We start from the raw sequence: 11968 nt of genomic DNA, 5'->3' as shown, positions 1-11968 counted from the left end.
ACCGTGGCCGCCTTGTAAGCGGCGATCCCGCCGGCGACGCCGACGATGATCCGCTTGCGCTGCACCGGCGGTGTCCCGCCTACTCGGCGCCCTCGGTGTGCTCCAGCAGGTCGCCGTGGATCTCGCGCATCGCGATCGACAGCGGCTTCTCCTGCAGACCGGGCTCGACCAGCGGGCCGACGTACTCGAGGATCCCGTCACCGAGCTGGTTGTAGTAATCGTTGATCTGACGTGCGCGTTTGGCGGCGTAGATCACCAGCGCGTACTTGCTCGACGCGCGGTCCAGCAACTCGTCGATGGGCGGGTTGGTAATGCCCAGCGGCGTGTCGTAGGCGCTGGCGGCAGACGGATCGATGTCCACGGCTGCCAGCCGCGTGTCGGCGTGCGGGATGCTCACGAAGAAGGTCTCCTGGCGGTTCTGAGTTGATGCAGATCTGACGTGTGCTGGGCGGCGATCAGGCTTGATCGCGCGGCACCGGCGTGTGGGCCACCAGCAAGGATACCAATTCCGCGCAGGCAGATTCCAATTGACTGTTGACAACGACCTCGTCGAAGTCCCCCTGGGCGGCCAGCTCCGTCCTGGCGGTCTGCAATCTGCGGGCCCGCACTTCCGGTGATTCGGTCCCGCGCTTGGACAGCCGACTCTCCAGTGCCTCCCAGCTGGGCGGGGCCAGGAACACCGTGGTGGCCTCCGGCATGGCCCGTTTGACGGCCCTGGCCCCGGCCAGATCGACCTCGATCAGGACCGGCCGGCCGGCCGCGGCGGCCGCCCTGACAGGCGCCGCCGGCGTTCCGGAGCGGTGCAGCCCGCCGTGGATCTCGGCCCATTCCAGCAGGGCATCCTCGTCGACGAGGTGCTGGAACTGCTCGTCGGTGACAAAGGAGTAGTCCACCCCGTCGACTTCGCCGGGGCGTGGCGCCCTGGTGGTGACCGAGACGCTGAAATACAGGTCGGGAAGCCGCTCGCGCAGACAGCGCACCACTGTGGACTTCCCGACGGCGGAGGGACCGGACAGCACGACGACGCGTGTCATCGCGCGAGGTTCGTCGCGCGGGCACTCATCGGCACGGTCCGGCCCCTCGGCCGGCGTTCACTGATCGCCTAGGACGTGAAGTCGAACTTTTCCAGCAGGGCCTTGCGCTGACGATCACCCAGGCCGCGCAACCGGCGGGTCGGGGCGATCTCGAGCTCGGTCATGATCTCCTGGGCCTTGACCTTGCCGACCTTGGGCAGGGCCTCCAGCAGCGCGGAGACCTTCATCTTGCCCAAAACCTCATCGGTCTCGGCGTCCTTGAGCACCTGCTTGAGGTTGGTGCCGCCACGCTTGAGCCGGTCCTTGAGTTCGGCACGCGCTCGACGAGCGGCAGCAGCCTTCTCCAACGCTGCCGCGCGCTGTTCGTCGGTCAACTGGGGAAGGGCCACGGGTTCCTCCGTCTCTCACCATCATCTGTTTTGTCTCGGCTGGTCCGAGAACCAGCCAGCGTGCACGACCGTACCCACGCGGGCTGACGAAAGCTAACCCCACCCCCCGGTAGCCAGCCCAAAAGCCCAGCGTGTAGGGCGCTGACGCGCAGTCGTCCACTTCGGGCCGAAGCATCGCTGAAGCCTCCCGACAGCCGCGAATTCGGGTGAAATCCCTGCATATCAAGGGTATTGGCCGGGCGTGGCCCCCGATCGCGGTTCGCCAGGACCGTAACGGGCCGGCGCAGCACCCCGCGGGCGCCGCCGCACAGAGAAATTTTCGCTGGTCACCGCGTCTCGGGCGTGTCGCGGTGAATGCGCCGGTCAAGGGCTGAGGTAGGCGACGGCGTCGCGCATCCGCTGCGCCGCCGTGCGCAGCGTGGCGACGTCCGGTCCGGCCCGAAGCACCTCCCGGGACACCGCGGGCAGCAACTGTCCCGGCAGCGCCCCCGCGAACCCCGCGAGCGCGTCGGGCCGGCCGCCCTGGGCGCCCACCCCCGGCACCAGTACAGGGCCGTGGAGCCCCCCGACTTCGGGCGGATCGGTCAACGTCGCTCCGACGACCACACCGACCGATCCGAACCGCCCCGCGCCGTTGACCGCCGCCGCGGCGTCGACGATGGACTGGGCCACCGTGCGCCCCGCGGCCCCGGGCTCCCATGCCCGCTGCACCGACGCGCCCTCCGGGTTGGACGTCGCGGCCAGCACGAACACCCCACGGTCGCGCTCGAGCGCCGTGTCCAGCAGCGGCTGCAGCGACCCGAAGCCCAGATAGGGCGAGGCAGTCACCGCGTCGACCGCCAGCGGCGAGTCGCCTGCCCAGGCCTGCGCGTAGGCGGCCATGGTGGTGCCGATGTCTCCGCGCTTGGCGTCGGCGAGCACCAGCACACCACGCTGCCGCAGTGCGGCGATGGTGTGCTCCAGAACGGTGTAGCCCGCCGACCCGTAGGCCTCGAAGAAGGCCACCTGCGGCTTGACGACGGCGAAGCCCTCGAACGCGGCGACACAGATGTCGCTGAACCGCGCCAGGCCCTCGGCGTCCGCTCCGAGCCCCCAGGCACTCAGCAACTGCGGGTGGGGGTCGATCCCCAGGCACAATGGACCCCGTTGCGACATCGCAGCCGACAGGCGGTCACCGAACCCGCCCATCGTCACGACCCCAACGTGCTGTGCAGTTCCTGCAGCGACATCACACCGATGTCGCCACGGATGCCGGCCTCGATGCCCTGGACCGCCGCCGACGCCCCCTGCACAGTCGTCACGCAGGGGATGTTCATCGATACCGCGGCCGAGCGAATCTCGTAACCGTCGATGCGGGGCCCGGAGTTGCCGTACGGGGTGTTGATCACCATGTCGATCTCACCGGCGCGGATCGCATCAACTGCCGAAAGAGCAGGCCGGTCCGGGCTCGGCTCTTCGAAGTGCTTGCGCACTTCACCACAAGGAATACCGTTGCGCCGCAACATTTCCGCGGTGCCTTCAGTGGCCAGGACCCGGAAGCCGAGATCGGCGAGGCGCTTGACCGGGAACACCAGGGAACGCTTGTCGCGGTTGGCCACCGAGACGAATACCGTGCCGCTGACCGGCAGTGAACCGTACGCCGCGGTCTGGCTCTTGGCGAAGGCGCTGCCGAAGTCGCGGTCGATGCCCATCACCTCGCCGGTGGACTTCATCTCCGGACCCAGCAGTGAGTCGATCTGGCTGCCGTCGGCCTTGCGGAACCGATGGAACGGCAGGACGGCCTCTTTCACCGCGACCGGGGCGTTGCGCGGAGTGTTGCCACCGTCGCCGGTGCGGGCGAGCACCCCTTCCTCACGCAGCTGGGCGATGGTGGCGCCGAGCATCACTCGGGCACAGGCCTTGGCGAGCGGGATGGCGGTGGCTTTCGAGACGAACGGCACGGTACGACTCGCCCGCGGGTTGGCCTCCAGCACGTAGAGCACGTCGTCCTTGAGCGCGTACTGCACGTTGAGCAGGCCCACCACCCCGACACCGAACGCGATGGCCTCGGTGGCGCGTCGCACCGCGTCGATGTCGCTGCGGCCCAGCGTCACCGGCGGAAGCGCACACGCGGAGTCGCCGGAGTGGATGCCGGCTTCCTCGATGTGCTCCATGACGCCGCCGATGTAGACCTCGCTGCCGTCGCACAGTGCGTCCACGTCGATCTCGATCGCGTCCTCCAGGAAGCGGTCGACCAGCACAGGATGTTCGGGAGACAGTTCGGTGGCCCGGGTGATGTAGCCCTCGAGGGTCTCTTCGTCGTAGACGATCTCCATGCCGCGACCGCCGAGAACGTAGGACGGCCGGACCAGCACCGGGTAGCCGATGTCGGTGGCGATCTTGCGGGCCTGGTCGAAGCTCGTCGCCATGCCGAACTTCGGTGCCGGCAGACCGGCGTTGGTGAGCACCTCGCCGAACCGACCACGGTCTTCGGCCAGATCGATGGCTTCGGGTTTGGTGCCGACGATCGGCACCCCGGCCTTCTCGAGGCGTGCGGCCAGCCCCAGTGGGGTCTGACCGCCGAGCTGCACGATGACACCGACCACCCCCGGACCGCCGCGACCCGACGCCTGCTCGGCGTAATAGATCTCCAGGACGTCTTCGAAGGTCAACGGTTCGAAGTAGAGCCGGTCTGCGGTGTCGTAGTCGGTGGACACGGTCTCGGGATTGCAGTTGATCATCACCGTCTCGAAACCGACCTGGCTCAGCGTCGTCGCCGCATGCACACAGCTGTAGTCGAACTCGATGCCCTGCCCGATGCGGTTGGGGCCGGATCCGAGGATGAGGACCTTCGGCCGCTCGGCCTGCGGGGCGACCTCGGTTTCGGCGGCGGGATCCAGTTCGTAGCTGCTGTAGTGGTACGGGGTCTTGGCTTCGAACTCGGCGGCGCAGGTGTCGACGGTCTTGAACACCGGGTGGATGCCCAGTCGGCCGCGTAGCGACCGCACCCCCATCTCCCCCGCCAACTCCGGTCTCAGTGCGGCGATCTGGCGATCAGACAGACCGTGGTACTTGCAGCGGCGCAGCAGCTCCGCCTCCAGAACCGGCGCGTCGATCACCTCGGCGCGCAACGCGATCAGGCCGGCGATCTGCTCGACGAACCATGGGTCCACACCGGAGGCCTGCGCCACCTGCTCGACGGTGGCGCCGAGCCGCAGCGCGTATTCGATGTCATAGAGCCGACCGTCGGTGGGGGTGCGCAGCCGGTCCAGGACGTCGACGACGCCCCCCTCGGGGTCGGGACCTGTCCAGAAGCCGGTCCGCTTCGTCTCCAGCGAGCGCATCACCTTGCCGAGCGCCTCGATGAAGTTGCGGCCCAGCGACATCGCCTCGCCGACCGATTTCATGGTGGTGGTCAGCGTGGCGTCGGCACCGGGGAACTTCTCGAAGGCGAACCGCGGCGCCTTGACCACGACGTAGTCCAGCGTCGGCTCGAAGCAGGCGGGGGTCTCCTTGGTGGTGTCGTTGACGATCTCGTCGAGCGTGTAGCCGATCGCCAGCTTGGCAGCGATCTTGGCGATCGGGAACCCGGTGGCCTTGGACGCCAGCGCACTCGAGCGCGATACCCGGGGGTTCATCTCGATGACGATGAGCCGGCCGTCGACGGGGTTGACCGCGAACTGGATGTTGCAGCCGCCGGTGTCCACACCGACCTCACGCAGGATGTCGATGCCCAGCGTGCGCATCGTCTGGTACTCACGGTCGGTCAGCGTCATCGCCGGGGCGACGGTCACCGAGTCGCCGGTGTGCACGCCCATCGGGTCGACGTTCTCGATCGAACACACCACGACCACGTTGTCGCGGCCGTCGCGCATCAGCTCGAGTTCGTATTCTTTCCACCCGTAGATGGACTCCTCGATCAACACGTTCGCCGACGGCGATGCGGTCAGACCTTCGCCCGCCATCCGGTCGACGTCTTCTGCCGAGTAGGCCATGCCCGATCCGAGGCCGCCCATCGTGAAGCTCGGCCGCACCACCACCGGCAGCCCGAGGTCCTTGACGGTCTCATGCACCTCGTCCATCGTGAAACAAACTCGGCTGCGGGCGGATTCGCCCCCGACCTTGCTGACGATGTCCTTGAACTTCTGCCGGTCCTCACCGCGCTGGATGGCCTCGAAGTCGGCGCCGATCAGCTCGACGTCGTACTTGTCGAGGGTGCCGTTCTCGTAGAGTTTGACAGCGGTGTTGAGCGCGGTCTGCCCGCCCAGGGTGGCCAGCAGCGCGTCGATCTTGTTGCCGCGCTCCGCCTGCTGGGCGATCACCCGCTCGACGAAGTCGGCGGTGATGGGCTCGACGTAGGTGTGGTCGGCGAACTCCGGGTCCGTCATGATCGTCGCGGGGTTGGAGTTGACGAGGCTGACCTGCAAGCCCTCGGCCCGCAACACCCGGCAGGCCTGGGTGCCCGAGTAGTCGAACTCGCAGGCCTGTCCGATGATGATCGGCCCGGAGCCGATCACCAGGACGTGGTTGAGATCTGTGCGACGCGGCATCTAGTTACTCCTACTGATCGCCGGAACTGCATTCCAGCAGCGAACGTGCGAGAAGACGCCTGCTGGAATACAGTTCCGGCGCGGCTCGGGCGTCATTTCTCTCCCGCCATCAGGTCGACGAACTGATCGAACAGGTACTCGGCGTCGCGTGGACCCGCGGCTGCCTCGGGGTGGTACTGCACCGAGAACGCCCGCCCGCTGACCAATTTGATTCCTTCCACCACACCGTCGTTGGCGCAGGTGTGGCTGACCATCGCGCGTCCGAACTGCGTGTCGAACTCCTCACCGGCCTCCCCCTCGAGGGCGAAGCCGTGGTTCTGGGCGGTGATCGCCACCCGCCCGGTGGCGTGGTCGATCACCGGGATGTTGATCCCCCGGTGACCGAACGTCATCTTGTAGGTGGAACGGCCCAGCGCGCGGCCCAGGATCTGGTTGCCGAAGCAGATGCCGAACAGCGGGATCCCGGCGCCGAGAACCTCCTGGGTCACCGCGACCACATGGTCTGCGGTGGCGGGGTCGCCCGGGCCGTTGGACAGGAACACGCCGTCGGGGCGCAGCCCGGCGATCTCGCTGAAGCTCACCGACGAGGGCAGCACGTGACTGCGGACCCCCCGCTTGGTGAAGTTGCGGGGGGTGTTCGTCTTGATGCCGAGATCCAGAGCGGCGACGGTGAACCGGTGTGGCCCATCGGGTTCGACGACGTAGCTGCCGTCGGTGCTCACCTCGCCGGCCAGATCAGCGCCGAGCATGGCGGCCTGATTGCGTACCCGCGCCAACAACTCCTCGGCGTCGGCGAGCGCGTCCCCGCTGAACAATCCAGCCTTCATCGACCCGCGACTGCGCAGGTGGCGAACCACCGCGCGGGTGTCGATTCCCGCGATACCGACGATGCCCTGCCGCACCAGTTCGTCCTCGAGCGTTCCGGTCGCCCGCCAGTTCGAGGCCCGCGGTGAGGGATCCCGCACCGCGTAGCCGGCCACCCAGATCTTGTCGCCGCGGCTTTCGCCGTCCTCGAGGTTCCAGCCGGTGTTGCCGATCTGCGGCGCGGTCGCCACCACGATCTGGCGGTGGTAGCTGGGGTCGGTCAGGGTCTCCTGATAGCCCGACATTCCCGTGGAGAACACAGCCTCCCCCAGCGTCTGGCCGGTCGCCCCGAACTCGGTGCCGGTGAAGATCCGGCCGTCCTCGAGCACGAGGAATGCTTTGTGTGCGGTCATGCGACCTCCTCCGGAAGCCATTTCGTGTAGTCGCGACGGTCGTCGGCGCGGAAGCCGGTGTCGATCTCGACACCTGACGGCAACCGCCAGCGGATCGCCAGGATCCCGTCGTGGGTGAGCGCCTTGCCCGCCAGATACTTCTGGGTGCGGATGTCGACGATCGCGTCGTCGGGGATCCAGATGGGACCGGCGCCGGTGCGCTGCAACATGATTCCTTCCGGGTAGCGACTCAGGACAGACTTCGCCCGGAACCCGAGGTCCCCGGCGGCCACCCGGTCGTTCCAGTGCGGGGCCAGCGTGCTGCCGACATAGAGGCCCTTGGTGGCCGCGACGACCACCGGACCGACGGTGTCGGGCAGTGCCGGCAGCGTGCCCACGATCTGGGCCTGACGCTCGACCCGGCGCCGCCACCCGCGGATCATCGCCTGGATCAACACCGCGATCAGAATTGCCACCACCCCGGCCATCACCAGCGAGGCGACCAATGTCGGGGTGTTCACAGCGGGCTCTTTCCGTCGCGCGCGGTGAGCTTGCCGCGCAGCATCGTCACCGTCACCACCCCCGGCAACTCCATGTCCTCGTACGGTGTGTTGTCCGAGCGGCTGGCCAGCTCCGGACCCCGCACCGTCCACGTCGCACCGGGATCGACCACGGTGAGGTTCGCCGGCTCCCCCACTTCCAACGGTCTTCCCTGATCGGGCAGCCCGACGATGCGTGCCGGTCCCTCACTCATCACGCGGGCGACGTCGCGCCAGGTCAGCAACCCCGGCGCCACCATCGTCTCGACCACCACCGACAGCGCTGTCTGCAGACCCAGCATGCCTGGGCGGGCATTGGCGAACTCACAGCATTTCTCGTGAGCGGCGTGCGGTGCGTGATCGGTTGCCACACAATCGATCACGCCGTCGGCAAGGGCTCGACGCAGTGCGACGGCGTCGCTGGCCTCGCGCAGCGGCGGGTTCACCCGGTTGCTGCCGTCGTAGGTGTACAGCCGGGTGTCGTCGAGGAGCAGATGGTGTGGTGTGACCTCGGCGGTGATCGAGATCCCCTGCTCCTTGGCCCACCTCACGAGTTCGACGGTGCCCGCCGTCGACGCGTGGCAGATGTGTACCCGGGCCCCCGCGTCCCGGGCCAGCAGCGCGTCGCGGACGACGATCGACTCCTCCGCCGCGCGTGGCCATCCCGCGAGACCGAGGCGGGCGGCGTTCGGGCCCTCGTGGGCGACCGCGCCGCGGGTCAGGCGTGGCTCCTCGGCATGCTGGGCGATCAGCACTCCGAGGCCCGTCGCATACTCCAGCGCGCGGCGCATCACCAGCGGATCGTCCACACACAGGCCGTCGTCGGAGAACATCCTGACCCGCGCGACACCGGCGGACATCAGGCCCATCTCGGTCAGCTGTTTGCCCTCGAGGCCGACGGTCACCGCACCGACCGGGTGCACGTCGACCAGGCCCACCTGCTGACCGCGGTGCCACACGTGGTCGGTCACCACCGCGGAATCGGCGACCGGATCGGTGTTGGCCATCGCGAACACGGCGGTGTATCCGCCCAGAGCGGCCGCAGCAGAGCCGGTTTCGATGTCCTCGGCGTATTCGCGACCGGGTTCGCGCAGATGGGTGTGCAGGTCCACGAAGCCCGGCAGCAGGATCTGGCCGTCGGCGTCGATGATCTCGGCACCGTCGGGGGCGGTCACACCGGCGCCGATGGCCTCGATCTGGCCGTTGTCGACGAGCACGTCGACACCGTCACCCTCGCCGTACGGGCGCACGCCTCTGAGCAGGACTGTCATGCGCTGATCGCTTCCTCTTCCGCACCGACGAGCAGGTGGAACAACACCGCCATCCGGATGTGTACGCCGTTGGAGACCTGTTGCAGCACCGCCGATTGCGACGAGTCGGCCACCGAGTGCGCGATCTCCATACCGCGCAGCATCGGGCCCGGATGCAGTACCACGGCGTGTTCGGCCAGCTGGGCCTGGCGCTTCTCGGACAGGCCGTAGCGCACCGAGTACTCACGTGAGGATGGGAAGAACCCGCCGTTCATCCGCTCGGCCTGCACCCGGAGCATCAGCATCGCATCGGCGAGCGGGAGTTCGGCGTCGAGTTCGTGCGACACCGTCACCGGCCAGCCCTCGACACCCACGGGCAACAACGTGGGCGGCGCGACGAGCACCACCTCCGCGCCGAGGGTGTGCAGTAGTGCGACGTTGGATCGGGCCACCCGGCTGTGCAGCACGTCGCCGACGATCACCACGCGTTTGCCGTCGATGGAGCCCAGCCGTTGCCGGATCGTCAACGCGTCGAGCAACGCCTGGGTGGGGTGTTCGTGGGTACCGTCACCGGCGTTGATGACAGCCGGCCCGCCGTCCTCGTCGAGTGTCCATGCGGCGAGCTGCTGTGCGGCGCCGGACGCGGGGTGCCGGATGATCAGCGCGTCGGCGCCGGCGGCCCGCAGCGTCAGCGCGGTGTCACGGAGTGACTCCCCCTTGGCCGCAGACGATCCCGACGAGCTGACGTTGATGACATCGGCGCTCATCCATTTTCCGGCCACCTCGAACGACACCCGAGTCCGGGTGGAGTTCTCGTAGAACATCGTGATGATGGTGCGTCCCCGCAGCGTGGGCAGCTTCTTGACCTCGCGTCCGAGCAATGCCTCGCGGAACCGGTCGGCGTTGTCGAGGATCGCGGTGGCATCGTCGCGGCTCAGGTCGGCCGCTGCCAGAAGGTGTTTCACCGCGCGGGACCTCCGTGGGGTGCGATCCGGACGCCGTCGTGGCCGTCGTCTTCGGTGAGGCGGACCTTGACGTTCTCGGCGCGCGAGGTGGGCACATTCTTCCCGACGTAGTCGGCCCGGATTGGCAGCTCGCGGTGGCCGCGGTCCACCAGCACCGCCAACTGCACCGCCCGGGGGCGGCCCAGGTCACGCAGCGCGTCCAGCGCCGAGCGCACCGACCGGCCTGTGTAGAGCACGTCGTCGACGAGCACCACCAGCGCGCCGTCGATGCCGCCTTCGGGAATCGACGTGGTCGCCAACGCCCGGGGAGGCTTGCTCATCAGGTCGTCGCGGTAGAGCGTGGTGTCCAGGGCTCCGTGGGCGACGTCGACTCCGCTGAACTCGGCGATGTTGCGCGCTAGCCGGGTGGCCAGCGTCACCCCGCGCGTCGGAATTCCGAGCAGGATGACGCGGGGGCCGTCGGATCCGTCGAGTGCGGTCTTCTCGATGATCTGGTGGGCGATGCGGGCGATGGTTCGGCTGACGTCCGCTGCGGACATCAGCTCCCGGTCGGAAGAGCCGGTCTGATCTGGCGAGCCCACAGGGAGCCGGACCTCCTTCTCCGCCTCACGGGACGGATCGTTAAAGGATGTCGAAAAACTGCGGGCAGCCTAGCACCCGCGGAGAGGGTGGGCGACAAGGCCACCTCCTCGGAGGCTTTGCCGCTGACTTAATCTGACGCGATGAACCTCGACCGCAACAACGCCTCCATCGTCGAAGCGATCGACGCGGGTCTGCTGGCGGGTGCTGTCACGCTGGTCTGGCGCGCCGGCGAGGTGTTGCAGGTCAACGAACTGGGCTACCGGGACGTCGACGCCCGACTGCCGATGCAGCGCGACACCATCTTCCGGATCGCCTCGATGACGAAGCCCGTGACGGTGGCCGCGGCGATGTCGCTGATCGAGCAGGGCAAGCTGGCGCTGACCGATCGGGTGGCGACGTGGCTGCCGGAGCTCGAGAACATGAGGGTGCTGGCGGAACCTCGCGGTCCGCTGGACCGCACAGTGCCGGCCCGGCGTCACATCACCGTCGACGACCTGATGACGCATCGCAGCGGGTTGGCGTACATGTTCTCGGTGCTCGGACCGCTCGCGGACGCTTACCGCAAGCTGCCGACCCGCCAGGATCAGGATCGCTGGCTGGCGGAGCTCGCCGTGCTGCCCCTGGCCCATCAGCCGGGCGAGCGGCTGACCTACAGCCACGCCACCGACGTCCTCGGTATCGCGTTGTCGCGGATCGAGGGGAAACCCCTCAGCGAGGTGCTCGACGAACGGATCCTGGGGCCGCTGGGTATGTCGGACACCGGTTTCAGTGTCGGGTCTGCCGGACGCCGCCGGGCCGCCACGATGTACAGCCTCGACAGCGACAACACCTTGCGTCACGACGTGATGGGGCCTGCACCTATCGCCGATCCGCCGTTCTGCACCGGTGGCGCAGGACTCTGGTCCACCGCAGACGACTACCTGCGCTTCGCCCGGATGCTGCTCGCCGGTGGCACATTCGACGGCGTCCGGGTGCTGTCGGGGGAATCGGTGCGGTTGATGCGGACCGACCGGCTCACCGATGAGCAGAAGCGCCAGGGTTTCCTGGGCGCGCCATTCTGGATCGGCCGCGGCTTCGGCCTCAACCTGTCGGTGGTGACCGATCCGGCGAAGTCCCGTCAGTTGTTCGGGCCGGGCGGATTGGGGAGTTTCTCCTGGCCGGGTGCCTATGGAACGTGGTGGCAGGCCGATCCGTCAGCGGATGTGATCCTGGTGTATCTCATCCAGAATCTGCCGAACCTGACCGTTGATGCCGCCGCTGCGATCGCCGGCAACACCTCGCTGGCGAAACTGCAGAGCGCGCAACCGAAGTTCGTCCGACGGACCTATGAGGCGCTCGACTTGTAGCGCTGGTCCTGTCGGTGGGGTGGTTTAATCTGGGTCCATGTTCGAACGGGCGTTCGATATAGATCCGGGGGCCGGTGAGGCTGAGCTGCGGGCGCAGGTCGAGTCGCTGGAGAAGTTGAAAAGTGTGGCCGCCGCGGC

The 11968-nt window shown here is 67.9% G+C and carries 11 protein-coding genes; 1 reads left to right on the top strand and 10 read right to left on the bottom strand.

The features are described 5' to 3' along the window. Positions 1 to 79 precede the first annotated feature (79 nt). The 10 genes from rpoZ to pyrR form a co-directional block, all read right to left on the bottom strand. The gene (gene rpoZ / locus WA944_RS17400) at positions 80 to 397 is read right to left on the bottom strand and encodes a DNA-directed RNA polymerase subunit omega (protein ID WP_526371719.1); all 318 of its coding nucleotides are present in this window, start codon (positions 395 to 397) and stop codon (positions 80 to 82) included. A gap of 58 nt (positions 398 to 455) precedes the next feature. After that, complete coding sequence (gene gmk, locus WA944_RS17395) at positions 456 to 1034, bottom strand: guanylate kinase (protein WP_526371721.1); 579 nt, start codon at positions 1032 to 1034, stop codon at positions 456 to 458. 68 nt (positions 1035 to 1102) lie between these two features. Next, entirely contained in the window at positions 1103 to 1423 is a 321-nt protein-coding gene (gene mihF, locus WA944_RS17390) for an integration host factor, actinobacterial type (protein WP_048631544.1), read from the bottom strand. Positions 1424 to 1786: 363 nt separating this feature from the next. After that, a complete protein-coding gene (gene pyrF / locus WA944_RS17385) occupies positions 1787 to 2611 on the bottom strand; it encodes an orotidine-5'-phosphate decarboxylase (RefSeq protein ID WP_526610359.1) in 825 nt (274 codons plus the stop codon). A 2-nt stretch (positions 2612 to 2613) separates the two neighbouring features. Continuing rightward, positions 2614 to 5952: a carbamoyl-phosphate synthase large subunit gene (gene carB / locus WA944_RS17380; protein ID WP_526372456.1), complete on the bottom strand. Its 3339-nt coding sequence runs from the start codon at positions 5950 to 5952 to the stop codon at positions 2614 to 2616. A gap of 92 nt (positions 5953 to 6044) precedes the next feature. Next, the gene (gene carA / locus WA944_RS17375) at positions 6045 to 7169 is read right to left on the bottom strand and encodes a glutamine-hydrolyzing carbamoyl-phosphate synthase small subunit (RefSeq protein ID WP_526372457.1); all 1125 of its coding nucleotides are present in this window, start codon (positions 7167 to 7169) and stop codon (positions 6045 to 6047) included. Next, entirely contained in the window at positions 7166 to 7669 is a 504-nt protein-coding gene (locus WA944_RS17370) for a PH-like domain-containing protein (protein WP_526375400.1), read from the bottom strand. Before WA944_RS17370 ends, carA begins: the two co-directional genes overlap by 4 nt. Beyond that, a complete protein-coding gene (locus tag WA944_RS17365) occupies positions 7666 to 8958 on the bottom strand; it encodes a dihydroorotase (RefSeq protein WP_526375398.1) in 1293 nt (430 codons plus the stop codon). Before WA944_RS17365 ends, WA944_RS17370 begins: the two co-directional genes overlap by 4 nt. After that, complete coding sequence (locus WA944_RS17360) at positions 8955 to 9902, bottom strand: aspartate carbamoyltransferase catalytic subunit (protein ID WP_526375396.1); 948 nt, start codon at positions 9900 to 9902, stop codon at positions 8955 to 8957. Before WA944_RS17360 ends, WA944_RS17365 begins: the two co-directional genes overlap by 4 nt. Continuing rightward, on the bottom strand, positions 9899 to 10483 hold the full coding sequence (pyrR, locus tag WA944_RS17355; RefSeq protein WP_526647183.1) for a bifunctional pyr operon transcriptional regulator/uracil phosphoribosyltransferase PyrR: 585 nt from the start codon (positions 10481 to 10483) through the stop codon (positions 9899 to 9901). The genes WA944_RS17360 and pyrR overlap by 4 nt, the downstream gene beginning before the upstream one ends. Before the next feature lie 141 nt (positions 10484 to 10624). Between pyrR and WA944_RS17350 the strand changes: the two genes are divergently transcribed. After that, positions 10625 to 11830: a serine hydrolase domain-containing protein gene (locus WA944_RS17350; protein ID WP_526375392.1), complete on the top strand. Its 1206-nt coding sequence runs from the start codon at positions 10625 to 10627 to the stop codon at positions 11828 to 11830. The last annotated feature ends 138 nt before the right edge of the window (positions 11831 to 11968 follow it).

This window comes from Mycobacterium sp. (assembly GCF_049683355.1).
GTDB lineage: Bacteria > Actinomycetota > Actinomycetes > Mycobacteriales > Mycobacteriaceae > Mycobacterium.
This window is presented reverse-complemented; position numbering and strand designations above follow the sequence as displayed.